The sequence below is a fragment of the Deltaproteobacteria bacterium HGW-Deltaproteobacteria-18 genome (assembly GCA_002841885.1).
Lineage (GTDB): Bacteria > Desulfobacterota > Desulfovibrionia > Desulfovibrionales > Desulfomicrobiaceae > Desulfomicrobium.
The window spans coordinates 1-15,483 of sequence record PHBE01000004.1 but is presented as its reverse complement, the minus strand read 5'-3'; the positions used below and the strand labels follow the sequence as shown (position 1 = coordinate 15,483).

Genomic DNA, 15,483 nt, shown 5'->3' with positions numbered 1-15,483 from the left:
GCCATGACCGTTTTTGCCCTGCCCGTTCAGCCCGTCTTTCCCGATCCGGTGCATGCCGACGAGGACGGACTGCTGGCCGTGGGCGGGGACCTCTCGTCGCACAGGCTGCTCATGGCCTATGCCCAGGGCATTTTTCCCTGGTACAGCGAGAACTCCCCCATCCTCTGGTGGAGTCCCGACCCCAGGCTTGTCCTGGAGCCCGCGCGCATTCATGTGCCCAAAAGACTCGAACGCATTTTGCGCCAGGGGCGCTTTCGCTTTACCCTGGACACGGTCTTCGAACAGGTCATCACCGGATGCGCCGATACGCCCCGCTGTGGCGCATGCGGGACCTGGATCGTGCCAGAGATGCTGGCCGCCTATTGCCGCCTGCATGAGCTGGGGTTCGCGCACAGCATCGAGGTCTGGTCCGGCGAAACCTTGGTCGGCGGTCTCTATGGCGTGGCCCTGGGCGGGGCTTTTTTCGGGGAATCCATGTTTTACCGCGAGCCCGACGCCTCCAAGGCCGGTCTGGTGACCTTGATGCGGGCCCTTGAGGGGGCAGGGTTCGTTCTTTTCGATTGCCAGCAGACAACTCCGCACATGCTCCGCTTCGGCGGATTCGAGGTGCCGCGCGGCGAATTTCTTTTCCGCCTGGAGATGGCCCTGAAGCTGCAAACTCCCTGCGGGCCCTGGAGCCTGCGTGATGGAGCCCTGCTCGGCCGGGGCCATGAATAAATTTAACGGAGCCAAACAATGACTGAATTTGAACGCGGAAATGAGGAAGACTGGGAAGGACGGCCAAGCAAATCGCAACGCAAGCGGGACATGGTCGCCCTGCAGACGCTCGGGGAAAGCCTGATCGAATTGGCCCCGGAACAGCTGGGGCGACTTGATCTGCACGAGGATCTGGTCGAGGCCATCCGCTTTTTCCACACCCTCAAGGACAAGGAAGCCCGTCGGCGGCAGCAGCAGTTCATCGGCACGGTCATGCGCAAGATCGATCCCGTGCCCCTGCGCGAGGCTTTGAACGAGCTCGATCAGCTTCGTTTTCAGCAGGCCGAGGCCTTTCATCAGATCGAGATCTGGCGCGACGCGCTTGTGGCTGGTGATACGGATGTGTTGACGGAGCTGGTGGGGCGTTTCGGGCTTGACCCTCAGCAACTGCGCCAGCTCTCGAAGCAGGCTGCGGCCGAGAAGGCTGCCGGAAAGCCGGCCAAGAACGGTCGCGCCCTTTTCCGGCTTTTGCGCCAGAGTTTCGAACGCGAGCAGGCTTCGGACTAGGTCTGGGCCATCCCCTGATCCATGGGCTTGTGCTGGCTCAGGTCGTAGAGCCCGTGTACGGCGAAGGGCAGGGGATAACGGGGAACGATCTCAAAACGGATGCGACCGATGTCCTTGCCTTCGGGCATGGAACTCAAGGGAAGCAGGCCGGCGGGCAGTGGGAATTCCAGGGAATTGATGCTGATGCGGGTCAGTCGGTCAGTGTACCTGATGCCAAGGTATTCGACTATCTGGTCCATTTCCTCCCGATTGAAGGATTCGAGCAGGACCGCCCGGCTGTCACCCCGGCTCGTGGACGGATCGAGGCCTGGACATTCCTGCACGAGATCGGGCCAGGGATAATCGGCGCCCTCCGAAGCCCAGTCGGGCCGAAAGAGGTGCACAAGGACATCCCGGCGGCCCTTGAAGACCCGGATGCAGATGGTGGCGACATATCCGCGGGGACAGAGGTGTGCGGATCTTGATTCCTGTCGGACTATCTCCATGAAACCTTCCTCCCTGGACGGGTTGATTGCGACGGTGTTTGAAGAGCCGTGTAGCACGCTTTGAGATGGGCTTCAATGCCGCGCGCGCCGTTCTGCTTGAAATGATTCCGCTTCTGTGGAATGTAATTGCGAGTTGGGCCTTCAGGCCTTCAGGGAGCACCGAGCATGTCCGCCTTTTTTCTTCGCGCCATTTTTACCTGCCTGGTTCTCTGCGTCCCGGCCGCTCCGCTGCACGCGGAAGAGTGGCGCGTGCTGGCACCGGGGCTTGAGTTGCGCGAGTTCATGATTCCCGACCAGTTCGGGGATCTGGCGGGCGAGCAGAGCACCATGGCTGTGTTGCGCATTGATCCCGGCCGGTATGACGTGGCCCTGGGTTCGGCCCTGGGCACCGGACGCATGCGCAGCATGCAGGAATGGGCCAGGCATTCGGGATTCGTCGCGGTCATCAATGCAGGCATGTTCCGGGCCGATGACCGGATGCGCAGCACTGGCTACATGCGTGACGCCAATGTGGTGATCAATTCCTTCATTCATCCGAACTACGGCGCGTTCCTGGCCTTCCATCCCCACGATCCCGACCAGCCCTCACTGCGCTGGGTTGACCGCAAGAGCGACTCCGACTGGCAGGACATACTTGCCGGCTACGACGGGATCATCCAGAATTACCGCCTTATCAGCCGCGAGCGGGAGAATCTCTGGGAACAGAGCGAGCGCCGTCATTCCGGCGCGGCCATCGCCATGGACCGGGAAGGGCGGTTGCTCTTTGTCCATTGCCGTCCCCGGCTGTCGCTGCACGAGTTTGCCCAGGCCCTCATCGACCTGCCCCTGGACCTGATCGGAGCCATGTACGTCGAAGGCGGGGCCGATGCGGCCATGTATGTCGATGTGGGCGGTTTTGTGGGCCGATTCGTCGGCGAATACCGGTCCGATTTTTTTCAGGGTAGCAACAAGAATTTCTGGCCCGCGCCAAATGTGCTGGGCATCCGGCCCAAATAAAGCCCCTCATGACGCAGGCCAGCGGCCCGGCGTGCAGGTTATCCATGTCTCTTTTTCAGCTTGAATCCGAATATGTCCCGCGCGGCGACCAGCCGGCGGCCATCGACGCCCTCTGCTCGGGAATCCGGCAGGGCGTGCGCGATCAGGTCCTGCTCGGCGTGACCGGCTCGGGCAAGACCTTCACCATGGGCCACGTCATCGCAAGACTTGATCGCCCCGCCCTGATCATGGCCCCCAACAAGACCTTGGCCGCGCAGCTCTACAACGAGTTCAAGGGCCTCTTTCCCCGCAACGCCGTCGAGTATTTTGTCAGTTATTACGACTACTACCAGCCCGAAGCCTACCTGCCGCATTCCGATACCTACATCGAGAAGGATTCGGCCATCAACGACGACATCGACAAGTTGCGCCATGCCGCCACCCACGCCCTGCTGACCCGTCGCGACGTGATCATCATCGCCTCCGTGTCCTGCATCTACGGTCTGGGTTCGCCGGAGTACTACGCCAAGATGGTCATCCCGGTCGAATGCGGGCAGCACGTGGCCATGGAGACGATCATCGGGCGGCTGGTGGACGTGCAGTACGAACGCAACGACTATGACTTGCATCGCGGCACTTTTCGAGTGCGCGGGGACGTTCTTGAGATCATTCCGGCCTACGAGCACGAGCAGGCCCTGCGCCTTGAATTTTTCGGGGACGAGATCGACGGGATTTACGAGACCGATCCGCTCACGGGCGAGATCCTGTCGCGCATTTCGAAGACCGTCATCTACCCGGCCAGCCATTACGTTTCGGACCGGGACAATCTGATCCGGGCCATGGTCGACATCCGCGAGGAGTTGCGGCAGCGTCTGGAGTATTTTCAGGGCAAAAACATGCTGGTCGAGGCGCAGCGACTGGAGCAGAAGACCCAGCTCGACCTCGAGATGATCGAGGAGCTTGGTTACTGCAACGGCATCGAGAACTATTCCCTGCACCTGGATGGCCGCATGACCGGGCAGCCTCCGGCCACGCTCATCGATTATTTCCCGAAAGATTTCCTGCTCTTCATGGACGAGTCGCATATCTCGGTGTCCCAGGTCGGGGCCATGTTCAAGGGCGACCGCTCGCGCAAGCAGACCCTGGTCGACTACGGATTCCGCCTGCCCTCGGCCTTGGACAACCGGCCCCTGAACTTCGAAGAATTTCTGGAGCGCATCGGCACCACCGTCTTTGTATCGGCTACGCCCGCGCCATGGGAGTTGGAGCGGGCCCAGGGCGTGGTGGTGGAGCAGATCATCCGCCCTACGGGCCTCATCGACCCCGAGGTCGAGGTCGTGCCCACGAGCGGCCAGATGGATCATCTCATGGAGCAGTGCCTGGCGCGCATCGCCGTGGACGAGCGGGTCATGGTTACGACCCTGACCAAGCGCATGGCCGAGGACCTGACCGAATTCCTGCAGGCCCGGGGCGTGCGCGCCCGCTACCTGCATTCCGACATCGACACCCTGGAGCGGGTGGCCATCATCCAGGCCCTGCGAGCTGGGGAGTTCGACGTACTGGTCGGCATCAACCTTCTGCGCGAAGGCCTTGATATACCGGAAGTCTCTCTGGTAGCCATGCTGGATGCCGACAAGGAGGGGTTCCTGCGTTCGACCCGGTCCCTGATCCAGACTTTCGGGCGGGCCGCGCGCAACGTGAAGGGCAAGGTCCTGCTCTACGCCGACACCGTGACCCGCTCCATGGCCGAGGCCATGGGCGAGACGCAGCGGCGCAGGGAGCGGCAGACCCTCTACAACGAGGAGCACGGCATCACTCCGCAGTCCATCCGCAAGACCTCGGAGAACACTCTTTACGACCTGCACCGAGAGACCAAGGAGTTGGAACGGGCGGCAGAGCGAACGGCGGACTATGATCCCGGACCCGAGAACGCGGCCAGGGAAGTGGCCCGCCTTAGCCGTGAAATGCGCAAGGCGGCGGAAATGCTTGAATTCGAGGAGGCGGCCCGATTGCGGGACCGGATCAAGACCCTGGAGAAGCGCCACGGTCTGGAAGGTTCCAGGGCGACACGATCATGAACACATGCTCACTGCGGACATCATTTCTGCGCCGCTTCCTGCCGCGCTGTTCGGCGGGAATCCGCGGCTTCACCGGGCTCTACCAGATGGTCAAGTTCCGTTTCGGATCCTTTTTTCCACTGGTTCTGGGCGCGGGCTTTCTGCTCACGGTCTTTGCCTACGGGCTGTTCATCTTTCTGGTGGTGGAAGGCTGGAGCCTGCTGGACAGCTTCTATCAGGTCGTCATGACCCTCTCCACCGTGGGCTTCATGGAGCTGCATCCGCTCTCGGACCGGGCGCGGCTCATGGTCTCTTTTCTGATTCTCATGGGCGTGGGCAGCTTTGCCTATCTGGTGGGCGCCTTTACTCAGGTCGTGGTCGAGGGCCGGTTGCAGGATTTATGGGGGAAACGAAAGGTGCAGAAAATCATCGATTCAATGGCGGATCATTACATCATCTGCGGATACGGGCGCATTGGCGCCGTGGTGGCGGAGGAACTCAGGCGGGAAAACCTGTCCGTGGTCGTCATTGAAAAGGACCCGGAGCTGCTTTTTGAACTGGAGCGGGACAACTATCTTTTTCTGGCCGGGGACGCGACCTCGGACGAGTTTCTCATCTCCGCCGGGGTGGAGCGCGCCAAGGGGCTCTTTGCCTGCGTCAGCCAGGACGCCGAGAACGTGTACATCACGCTGTCCTCGCGTCAGTTCAACTCCAAACTGACCATCATCGCCCGCGCCGACCGGCCCGAATCCGTTTCCAAGCTGGAGCGGGCCGGGGCCAACCGTGTACTGACCCCGCACCAGATCGGGGGCAAGCGCATCGCCCAGGTCATGCTGCGGCCCACGGTCACCGATTTCATGGATCTGGCCACCCAGGGGCACAACCTGCAAATGGAGGAGATCCCCGTGCGGCCCGGTTCGGAACTGGTGGGCAAGAACCTGATCACCTCCGGCATCCGGCCCCGGTTCAATCTCATGATCATCGCCATCGAGAAGATGGGCGGGAAGATGACCTTCAATCCGCATCCGGAAGTGACCATCGAGGTCGGGGACACGCTCATCGCCGTCGGCCCTCCGGAGAATTTTTCCGGCTTGCAGTCCGTGTGCCGGGGCACGCAGGAGGACGAAGCATGAGCCTGCCGTTGGATCTTCCTTCCGAGGAGATGCGGCTGGTCGAGCGACTGAACGAGTACAACGACGCCTACCGACGGGGCGTGCCCCAGGTCAGCGACGCCCAGTATGACCTGCTGCTAGCCCGGCTGCGGGAACTCGCCCCGGAGCATCCTTTCCTGCACCGGGTCGAACCAGAAACTTTTTCCGGCAAGCGCGAAATCCGTCACCCCGTGCCCATGCTCTCCACCGACAAGGCCTACACCCCCGAGGAACTGGAGCGCTTTGTGGCCCGCGTGGAAAAGGAAGCTGCGGAGATAGGGGTGAGCGAGGTGCGCTTCAGGGTCACGCCCAAGCTCGACGGCCTGGCCGGCCGCGACGACGGGACGGTCTTTGTCACGCGCGGCAACGGCGAGAGCGGCTACGAGGTCAGTTCGGCCTTTGCCAAGGGTATGATTCCGCTTGGCGGACGGGGAAAGGGTGTGGGCGAGATGGTCATCCTGCAGAGCTATTTTCAGGAGCACCTGTCAGACGCCTTCGAGCATCCGCGTAACCTGGTGGTCGGCATCGTGTCCTCGGACACGGTCAACGAATTCGCGAGAAAAGCCCTGGACGACGAGGCCGTGCATTTCGTGCCCTACTCGGAACTGCCCAGCTGGGAAGGCAGCGCAGCGGAGTTGCTCGAGCGCATGGACGCGCTTACGGATGAGCTTTCGGGACAGGTGGATTATCCCCTGGACGGCATGGTGGCGGAGGTGGTGAACGCAGACGTGCGCAGCAGCATGGGCGCCACCAGCCATCACTACCGCTGGCAGATCGCGATCAAGCGCAAGGGCGAGACCGCCCTGACCGAGGTGCGGGAGGTGGTCTGGCAGGTCGGGCGCACGGGCAAGGTCACCCCGGTGCTGATGGTCGAACCCGTGAACGTCTCCGGAGCGACCATTCGCCGGGTCACGGCCCACAATGCCGGGTTGATGGAAAAGAAGGGCCTTGGTCCCGGGGCGCAGATCGAGATCATCCGCAGCGGGGAGGTCATTCCCAAGGTCGAAGCAGTGCTCGTCCCGGCCCCGACCACGCTCCCCGAAATCTGCCCGTCCTGCGGCACGGCGCTGGTCCGGGAAAACGATTTTCTGATCTGTGGAAACGAACATTGTCCCGATCAGGTCGTGCAGACCATCGAGCACTGGTTCAAGACGCTGGGCAACGCCGACTGGTTCGGCCGCAAAACCGTGGAAAAGTTGGTCCGATCCGGTTATGACAGCCTTGAAAAGGTTTACGAACTGGGTGAGGAAGAATTTCGGGCCATGGGCTTTGGGCCGGTGCAGTCTTCCAACCTGGCCGAGGCCGTGTATCTGAGCCGCACCCGCGAGGTGGAGGACTGGCGTTTCCTGGCCGCCCTTGGCATCGAGGATCTGGGCAAGGGCGACAGCCGCAAGCTGCTCGGGCAGTTTCGCCTGCAGGACCTGCCGGAAGTCACCCGGGACCAGATCGAAGCCATTCACGGTTTTGGCGCAATCACCGCAAGCTCCATCGCCGCAGGGCTGCAGCGTGTGGCCCCGACCCTGCGTCATCTGCTTGATCTGGGGTTCAAGATCATGGCCACTGGAGCGGCCCGTGAGCAGGTCGCGGACAGTGCGCTGGCGGGCAGGCATGTGGTCTTCACCGGCAAGATGCGCGGTTCGCGCGAGGACATGCAGGAAGAGGCACGCGCCCAGGGAGCATTGGTGCAGAGCGCGGTCAATTCCAAAACGGATTTTCTCATCTGCGGCGAAAACGTCGGTGCGAGCAAGCTCGCCAAGGCCAGACAGTTCGGGACGGCCATCCTGCAGGAAGACGAATATCTGCGTCTCATCGGCGCGGAAGGGCAATCAAACACGAGGAGTCTTGTATGAGCATTCCAGTCATCATCATGGGCGCCAAGGGGCGGATGGGTTCCACCCTGACCCATTTGGCCATGGAGTCCGTCCAGTTTACCGTGAGCGGGGTTGTGGAGCGGGCCGAATACAGCAAGGGGCTGGAAGCGCTGGGCTGCCCGGTCAAGCACGATCTGGGCGAGCTGCTGCCGTCCTGTCCCGGCGCCACTGTCATCGACTTCACTGCTCCGGAAGTGAGCCTGAGTTCGGCACGCAAGGCCGCAAAAACGGGCAATCCCATCGTCATCGGCACCACCGGACTTTCGGCGGAGCAGCAGGCCGAACTGGAAACCCTGGCCCGGGACATCCCGATTTTCTGGTCACCGAACATGTCCATCGGCGTCAACGCCCTGGTCCGCATCCTGCCCATGCTCGAACGCATCCTGGGCGAAGCCTACGACATGGAGATCACCGAGATACACCATCATCACAAGAAGGACGCCCCCAGCGGCACGGCAGTCAAGCTGGCCCAGGTACTGGCCGAGTCTCGCGGCTGGAACATGGACGAGGTCGGCAACTATGGCCGTCAGGGCATAATCGGCGCGCGGCCGGAAAAGGAGCTGGGCGTGCACGCCCTGCGCGGCGGTGACGTGGTCGGCGACCATACGGTCTATTTCTTTGGCCCGGGCGAGCGCATCGAGGTCACCCATCGCGCCCATTCCCGTGAAAATTTCGCACGTGGCGCACTGCGCGCAGCGACCTGGCTTTCAAGCCGCAAACCCGGCGGGCTCTATTCCATGGGCCAGCTTCTGGGAGAATAGATGGAAGGCACCTTGCGGCAGGCCCTGGATCTGCTCGGGGGCGTGGTCCTGGGCAAGGACACGCAGCTGCGCCTCTCCCTGGCCTGCCTCCTGGCCCGTGGGCATCTCCTGATCGAGGACATTCCCGGCATCGGCAAGACAACCCTGGCCAAGGCCCTGGCCGTGGTGCTGGGTCTCGAATTCAAGCGGGTGCAGTTCACCAACGATCTCCTGCCGGCGGATGTGCTGGGGGTCTCGGTCTTTGACGCGGCCGAGTCCTCTTTCGTATTCCATCCCGGCCCGGTCTTCACCAACGTGCTTCTGGCCGACGAGATCAACCGGGGCACGCCGCGCACCCAGAGCGCGCTTCTGGAGGTCATGGAAGAGCAGCAGGTCAGCCTGGACAACAGCACGCGCCTGCTGCCCCGCCCCTTTTTCGTTCTGGCCACCCAGAACGCCCTGGATCAGGCCGGGACCTACCCCCTGCCGGAATCGCAGCTGGATCGCTTTCTGTTTCGCATCAGTCTTGGCTATCCGGATCTCGATTCCGAACTGGAGCTCCTTGGCCGCAGCCAGAATGCAGGCCGCCCGGTGCTGCCCGAGGCGGTCAGTAACGCAGGCGAGGTTCTCGATCTGCAGGAACGCGTCGATCATGTCCGTACCAGTGGCCCCCTGCTGCGCTACGTGCGCGACCTGTTGGACTGGACCAGAACGGGCGGGCGGTTCGTAAGCGGCCTCTCCCCCCGCGCCGGGCAGGCGCTGGTCCGCGCATCCCGCGCCTGGGCCTTCCTTGACGGCCGGGATTTCGTGCTGCCCGAGGACGTGCAGGCCGTCTTCCCCAGCCTCGCCGGACACAGATTGCGCTCGGCCGACGGATCGGGCGTCGACCTGACCGCGATTCTGGGCGCGGTGCCCATCCCCTGAACTCCGTGCGGGGAGAACAGCATGGTTTTGCCACGGTTCATCCGTAATCTGATCCTGGCGCGGCAACGCGCGGATCTGCCCCTGCGTCTGAACCGGCGGCGGATTTACATCCTGCCTACCCGGGCCGGGACGGTCTTTGCCTTTTTTCTCCTGGCCATGCTCATTGCGGCCATCAACTATACCAACAATCTGGCGTTCCTGCTAACCTTCCTGCTGGGCAGCATCTCCATTCTTTCCGCCATCCATGCGTATGCAAATCTGGCAGGGCTCGAGGTCGAGGCCGGGCGACTCTTCCCGGCCTATTGTCAGGATGACGCGCGATTGCAGCTCTTTTTCCGGGCTGCGGGCCGGGAGCGCAGGCACCTTTGCGTGCGCGTCGGTGCGGCCGAGGAAAAATTTTCCCTGCATGCCGGAGCCGGACGGGAGCTGGATCTTGATGTCCCGACCTCAAGGCGCGGCCTCTTGCCCCTGGGACAGGTCGTGATCAGCACCCGTTATCCCCTGGGGCTCTTTCGCGCCTGGTCCCCTCTTGTCCTGCCCGTGACCGGTCTGGTTTATCCCAAACCTGTGGCCGTCGACAGGATGGACCGCCATCAGTTGCTGGGTGATGGCGATGAGGGCGGGCTTGGGATCGTCAGCCAGTCAGGAGAGTTCGGCGGTGTGCGGCCCTATCGCCCTGAAGACGGGCTGTCCCGGGTCTCCTGGAAGGCCTCGGCCAGGGGTGCGGGCCTGTTTTCCAAAGAGTTCAGGTCCGGCGTGGCCCGGACGCTTGTCTTCGACTGGGACGAGGTCCGGTCTTCCGGCTACGAGGAGCGCATCAGCCTGCTGGCCGGACTGGTGCGTGAAGCGGAGCGTGAAGGGATATGCTACGGGCTGCGGGTGCCGGGGCTGATGATCGAGCCGGGCAGCGGCGCAGGACAGGCGCATCGCTGTCTGGAAGCGCTGGCCCTGCTCCCGGAGGGCGCATGATCCACGACAAACGCCGTTTCAGCGTGACCCTGCTGGCTCTGGCCCTGGCCTTTGCCCCGCACCTGCCCCGCGTGCCGTTCTTTGTCGGAGTTTTCGTCTGCGCGGCCTGGGGCTACGCCCTGGGCATGCAGTACCGGGGTTGGCCCGTTCCGCCACGGTGGCTGCGCGCCATTCTGGCCTTTGGCTGCCTTGCCCTGGTGCTCTTCACCTATGGCCGGTCTTTCGGCCGCGACGCCGGGGTGGCCCTGCTGTCCCTCATGCTCGGGCTCAAGGCCGTGGAGAGCAAGTCCGTGCGCGACATGCTGGCCCTGCTTTTTCTGGCCTATTTCGTGGTCGTGACCAACGTGCTCTATTCCCAGACCCTGGTCATGAGCGCGTACATGTTTTTTTCGGTCATGGCCGTTACCGCAGCCCTGGTCCATCTGCATTCCGGGGAATCCCGCCTGTTCCCGGACCTGCGACGCGGCGGGATGCTCCTTGTTCAGGCCCTGCCGCTGGCCCTGCTTCTCTTTGTCTTTTTTCCGCGTCTGCAGGGCGCCCTGTGGGGCGTGCACGACGAGCGCGACGAGGGCGTCAGCGGGTTCAGCGAGACCCTTGAGCCGGGGTCAGTGGCGAGCCTGGCCCTGTCCCGGGAGGTGGCCTTCAGGGTCGATTTTCCCGGCCTCATCCCTGGCCGGGACAGTCTCTACTGGCGCGGCCTGGTGCTGGACAGCTTCGACGGCCAGACCTGGTTCCGGGACCTTCCCTTCGAGTTTACCGCCCCGCGCGGTGGCGACCTCCCGGAGGGAGCAGTGTCCTACACGCTGACCATGGAGCCGCACAACAGGGAGTGGATTTTTGCCCTTGACCTGCCGGTGATCGCCCCCAGGGGTACGGTGCTCCGCAATGATCAGACCCTGGCCAGTCTGCGCGTGGTCCGCTCGCGGGTTCGTTACGAGCTTTCTTCGGTGCCGACGCCCGCTCCCGCGCCCGTGCCCGGCCTGTCGTGGAGCACGCTGCCCGCTGGCGGCAATCCCAGGGCCCGCGCCATGGCCGCCCAGTGGAAGGAGGAGGGCCTTTCTTCGGCCGAGATGGTCACGGCCGCGCTGAAATTTTTCCGGGAGGGCGGGTTCGTTTACAGCCTGCGCCCCGGAGCCATGGACCAGGACATCGTCGATCAATTTTTGTTTGCAACCCGGCTGGGATATTGCGAACATTACTCCTCGGCCATGACCTTTCTGCTTCGCGCCGCCGGAGTTCCGGCCCGGGTTGTGGTCGGCTATCAGGGCGGGGAGGAGAATCCCATGGGCGGATACCTCATCGTCCGCCAATCCGATGCCCACGCCTGGGTCGAGGTCTGGATCGAAGGCCGCTGGCTGCGCGTGGACCCCACCTCCGTGGTCGCCCCGCAGCGGCTGGTGACCGGCGTGGAGACCTTCGTGCCCCGTGGCCAGGGCGGGGCGCTGCCTGAAGGGGTCCAGGCCCTGCGCAAGCTGGGACGATTTTTTCAGCTGGGATGGGACGCGGCCAACAACTCCTGGAATCAATGGGTGCTCGGCTTCAGCCATGAACGCCAGCGCAGCCTGTGGGAGCGGCTGGGCGTCGATCCCACCTCCAAGGCCGGAGCCGGAAAACTGGCGGGTATCCTCGCGGTGGGGCTTTGCGCCGTTCTGGGCGGGGCGCTTGGCTTCATGCTCCGGGCAAAGCGTGGCCGACGGGATATGGTTGTGGCTTTGTACGCTCGCTTTTGCCGCAAATTGGAGAAACAGGGATTGCCAAGGGGATCGGCCGAGGGCCCGCGCGATTTTGCCCGCCGCGTCGGCACGCTGCGTCCCGATTTGGCCCCGGCTGTCCGGGATATCGCCGAAGCGTACGCCGCGTTGCGTTACGGAGGCCGGGGAGACCTTGAGGCATTCAAACGGCTCACTGAAGAATTCATGGGGAGAAAGAAGTGATGGAAGAAAAAAAGGGTGCTCTGGTGCCGGTGGAAAAGAGGGAAGAGCCTCCCGTTACGCCGGTGGAGCAGGAATACGAGCACGCCAAGTCATATTTCAAGGAATCCACGGTCCAGGCGGCCAAGGTCAATGCGGCGCTGCTGACCGTGCTGGGGGTGTTTGTGGTGCGGGGGCTGCGATATGCGTGGGAGGCAGTGAGTTGCCGCTTTCCATGGCGCAGAAAAAAATGAAGGCGCCAGGGGCGCCTTGGGCTTCGGGTCTTTTTAGCGCAGGCCCAGAATCCCGGCCTTGAATTTTTCACCGGGTCCGGGCTTGGGCCCGATCCAGCAGGCAAGCAGGGCATCGCTGAAATCCTTGCCCGGGATCACGCCCTTGAGTTGACCGCGCACCACGATGGTTGTTCCGTCCGCAGGATCGTAAAGGCAGCTCAGGGTCTCGCCCTCGTTCATGGTTTCCATCATGCTCCCGAGCGTCGCAAAGCGCTCCTTGAGCGACGCGTCGGCGGCGGGAGTGTTGGCCTCCAGGCCCTCCAGCCAGGCCCCGGCGATCTTCTCGGCCTCGACCTTGCGCAGAAAATGCATGGTCATGGCCCGGGGAGCGTCCGTGGCCAGGATGGCTCCGGCGTCGGTGGACGGTGCGGTCAGGTAGAGCCCGGCGGCGTAGACATCGAAAAAGGTGAAGGTGCGCATCCCGAGGCCGCTTAAGGTCAGGGTGGATTCGCCGTGGGCAAGCTGGTCGGGCAGGGTGATATCGCCGATTTGGCCGCCGGAGGCGGGGGATGCGATGCACAGGATAATCAGGCACATGAAGATGTATTTGCGGATCATGAGTGAACTCTTTATTGCTATCGTGTTGAAATATTGAAATTGTCTTGCAGGTATGTTGTCGATGTTGAGCGCTCGCTTAGCATTGGTTTTGAAAAATGAAAAGGGGCGATGACGCTTTCCCTTTTTTGGAGAATGTATGCTGGTCGCGATTCTTTCGGATATTCACGGCAACATGGAAGCCCTGGACGCTGTCTGGCAGGACATGGCTCCGCTGCCCGTCGACCGGATCGTGAGCCTGGGGGATGTGGTCGGCTACGGCCCGAACCCCGAGGAAGCCGTTCTTTCGGTGCGCGAACATGACGTGCTGTGCTGCATGGGCAACCATGAACTCGGCATCGTCAACGCGACGGAGCGCGCCTGGTTCAACTCCACGGCGCAAAAGGGCCTGGGGCTGACCGCGAATCTCCTGTCGCCCGAGAGTCTGCGTTACATCGACACCCTGCCGCGTTTTCTGTGTCTCGACGGGGCCAGGTTCGTGCACGGGTTTCCGCCGGACAGCGTGACCTCCTATCTTTTTCAGGCCGATGAGGAGGCCCTTGAGAACTGGTTCGCAACGGGTGAAGCACTGACCTTTGTCGGCCACACCCATGAGCTGGGCCTTGTCGCCTGGAACGGGACCGAAGTCGTACGCCGGGACCTAGGCCGGGAACGGTTCGCGCTGGGCGGGAGCCCCTGCATCGTCAACGCGGGCAGCGTCGGACAGCCCCGGGACGGAAACAACAACGCGAAATACCTGCTCTGGAATACAACGACGGATCTCATTGAGGTGCGCTTCGTTCCCTACGATATTGAAAGCACCGTGGCCAAAATCCGCGAGCGGGGCTTTCCCGACTATTACGCCACAAGGCTTTGGTGAGCATGAAGATAGGGCGTTACAATATTCTTGGTGGTCTTGGCCGGGGCGGCATGGGCGGAGTCTACAAGGTCAGGCATCAGGCTCTGGGCCGGATCATGGCCTTGAAACTTCTGCAGCCCCATGAGCTCTTGAACGAACTTATGGGCGAGGATCAGGTTCGGTCCGCCTTTCTGCGTGAGGCAAGGCTGCTGGGTTCGTGCGAGCATCGTAACATCGCCTCGGCTCTCGATCTGGACGAGGACCAGGGGCGGCCCTTCATGGTCCTTGAATATCTATGCATGAACGTGGGATCCCTCATCGGCGAAGGCCGGGTGGTGGAGGACGCGACCCGCGTCGTGCCTGCCTTCACAGCCCTGGATTTCGTGCGTCAAACCCTTGTTGGGCTGGAATATCTGCACGACCAGGGCATCATCCATCTCGACGTCAAACCCGGCAACCTGATGCTTGGCAGCGACGGGACCATCAAGCTCATCGATCTCGGCCTGTCGCGATTGCATGGCGAGGCCTGGACCAAGCCGCGGGGATTGAAGATCGGCTCTCCATACTATGCCGCGCCGGAACAGGAGGACAGCCCCGAGAGGGCGGACGAGAGAGCCGATTTATATGCTGCCGGTGTGGTTTTGCATCGGTTGGTCACGGGCTTGCTTCCTGTGGATGGGGTGGGGGATTCATCGCTTTTTTCCGCTGCGTGGCGGAATTTTTTCGACCGGGCCCTGGCTGTCGATCCGGTTGCGCGGTTTCAGACCGCCGGGAAAATGCGCGTCGCTCTGGATGAGCTTGAAGCGGATCTGCGGCAACGGGCAGGCAATGACTGCGTGCTGGTCGAACCCGAGTGCACCGTCATGGGTACGTTACGCTCCACGCCTGTGCGTACGGGAGTCAAGGCACATCCCTTCGATTTTTTGGACGAGCTTTACCGGCCCTTGAAATATCACGAAGCCGAGCTGGAAGAGGTTGCGGACGGTTGGCTGGATCGCTGCACCGGACTGGTCTGGGGGGCGATCTCTCCCTGGCCCATGACCTGGGACGAGGGCGTGGCTTCCGTGACCGAGGACTGGCGGATGCCCACGGTGGAAGAACTGGTTTCTTTGCTGCGGCCCGGACAGGGGCTGATGGAATTCTGCCATGGGCCATTTGAGGACAGGTATTTGTGGCTCTGGACAGGGGATCGGCGCAGCTATACATCGGCCTGGTTCGTCGACGTCGGGGGAGGCGCGGTCCTGGCCCAGGACCGCAGTTGCCGTTTTCATGTGCGGTGGGTGCGGTCTGCATAAAACAGGATGGCCGGTGCAACCGTAGGGGCAGACCTACGTGTCTGCCCATTCTCGGTGCAAGGCGAGACAATCACGCAGGCCGCAGGGAAGAAGGGCGGCCACGCAGGGCCGCCCCTACGTATTGTGTCGTTCATGTGATGATTTGATTCCAGGATGA

Annotated in this window: 15 protein-coding genes; 13 read left to right on the top strand and 2 right to left on the bottom strand. The window is 62.6% G+C overall.

Annotated elements, in window-relative coordinates; genetic code table 11:
- The first annotated feature begins 3 nt into the window (after positions 1-3).
- Positions 4-717, top strand: coding sequence for a leucyl/phenylalanyl-tRNA--protein transferase (locus CVU60_04465; GenBank protein ID PKN42620.1), 714 nt, complete (start codon positions 4-6; stop codon positions 715-717).
- 18 nt (positions 718-735) lie between these two features.
- Positions 736-1,263 (top strand): hypothetical protein, encoded by a 528-nt coding sequence (locus CVU60_04460; protein PKN42619.1) that lies wholly within the window; start codon positions 736-738, stop codon positions 1,261-1,263.
- On the opposite strand, the gene CVU60_04455 is transcribed toward CVU60_04460, so the two are convergent.
- The gene (locus CVU60_04455; protein ID PKN42618.1) at positions 1,260-1,748 is read right to left on the bottom strand and encodes a hypothetical protein; all 489 of its coding nucleotides are present in this window, start codon (positions 1,746-1,748) and stop codon (positions 1,260-1,262) included. The two genes, CVU60_04460 and CVU60_04455, sit on opposite strands and share 4 nt — an antisense overlap.
- Positions 1,749-1,913: 165 nt before the next feature.
- Here CVU60_04455 and CVU60_04450 point away from each other — a divergent pair, with 165 nt between their 5' ends.
- Genes CVU60_04450 through CVU60_04410 form a run of 9 tightly spaced genes read left to right on the top strand, consistent with a single transcriptional unit; the run spans position 1,914 to position 12,599 of the window.
- Positions 1,914-2,744, top strand: a complete 831-nt coding sequence (locus CVU60_04450; protein PKN42617.1) for a hypothetical protein — start codon at positions 1,914-1,916, stop codon at positions 2,742-2,744.
- Positions 2,745-2,788: 44 nt separating this feature from the next.
- A complete protein-coding gene (locus tag CVU60_04445; GenBank protein ID PKN42616.1) occupies positions 2,789-4,801 on the top strand; it encodes an excinuclease ABC subunit B in 2,013 nt (670 codons plus the stop codon).
- Positions 4,798-5,913 (top strand): potassium channel protein, encoded by a 1,116-nt coding sequence (locus CVU60_04440; GenBank protein ID PKN42615.1) that lies wholly within the window; start codon positions 4,798-4,800, stop codon positions 5,911-5,913. The genes CVU60_04445 and CVU60_04440 overlap by 4 nt, the downstream gene beginning before the upstream one ends.
- Entirely contained in the window at positions 5,910-7,781 is a 1,872-nt protein-coding gene (locus tag CVU60_04435) for a DNA ligase (GenBank protein ID PKN42614.1), read from the top strand. Before CVU60_04440 ends, CVU60_04435 begins: the two co-directional genes overlap by 4 nt.
- Complete coding sequence (locus tag CVU60_04430) at positions 7,778-8,563, top strand: 4-hydroxy-tetrahydrodipicolinate reductase (GenBank protein PKN42613.1); 786 nt, start codon at positions 7,778-7,780, stop codon at positions 8,561-8,563. The genes CVU60_04435 and CVU60_04430 overlap by 4 nt, the downstream gene beginning before the upstream one ends.
- The gene (locus tag CVU60_04425) at positions 8,564-9,466 is read left to right on the top strand and encodes an AAA family ATPase (protein ID PKN42612.1); all 903 of its coding nucleotides are present in this window, start codon (positions 8,564-8,566) and stop codon (positions 9,464-9,466) included. It abuts the gene before it with no gap.
- Positions 9,467-9,487: 21 nt separating this feature from the next.
- Positions 9,488-10,435 carry a DUF58 domain-containing protein gene (locus CVU60_04420; GenBank protein ID PKN42611.1) on the top strand — a complete coding sequence of 316 codons (948 nt, stop codon included), beginning with the start codon at positions 9,488-9,490 and terminating at the stop codon, positions 10,433-10,435.
- Positions 10,330-12,369: a DUF3488 domain-containing protein gene (locus CVU60_04415; GenBank protein ID PKN42610.1), complete on the top strand. Its 2,040-nt coding sequence runs from the start codon at positions 10,330-10,332 to the stop codon at positions 12,367-12,369. Before CVU60_04420 ends, CVU60_04415 begins: the two co-directional genes overlap by 106 nt.
- A complete protein-coding gene (locus CVU60_04410; protein ID PKN42609.1) occupies positions 12,369-12,599 on the top strand; it encodes a hypothetical protein in 231 nt (76 codons plus the stop codon). The genes CVU60_04415 and CVU60_04410 overlap by 1 nt, the downstream gene beginning before the upstream one ends.
- Before the next feature lie 33 nt (positions 12,600-12,632).
- Here CVU60_04410 and CVU60_04405 read toward each other — a convergent pair whose 3' ends face one another.
- A complete protein-coding gene (locus CVU60_04405) occupies positions 12,633-13,196 on the bottom strand; it encodes a hypothetical protein (protein PKN42608.1) in 564 nt (187 codons plus the stop codon).
- Positions 13,197-13,332: 136 nt separating this feature from the next.
- On the opposite strand from CVU60_04405, the gene CVU60_04400 reads away from it, so the two are divergent.
- Positions 13,333-14,052, top strand: a complete 720-nt coding sequence (locus tag CVU60_04400; protein PKN42607.1) for a metallophosphoesterase — start codon at positions 13,333-13,335, stop codon at positions 14,050-14,052.
- Between the two features lie 2 nt (positions 14,053-14,054).
- Positions 14,055-15,326, top strand: coding sequence for a serine/threonine protein kinase (locus tag CVU60_04395; protein PKN42606.1), 1,272 nt, complete (start codon positions 14,055-14,057; stop codon positions 15,324-15,326).
- The last annotated feature ends 157 nt before the right edge of the window (positions 15,327-15,483 follow it).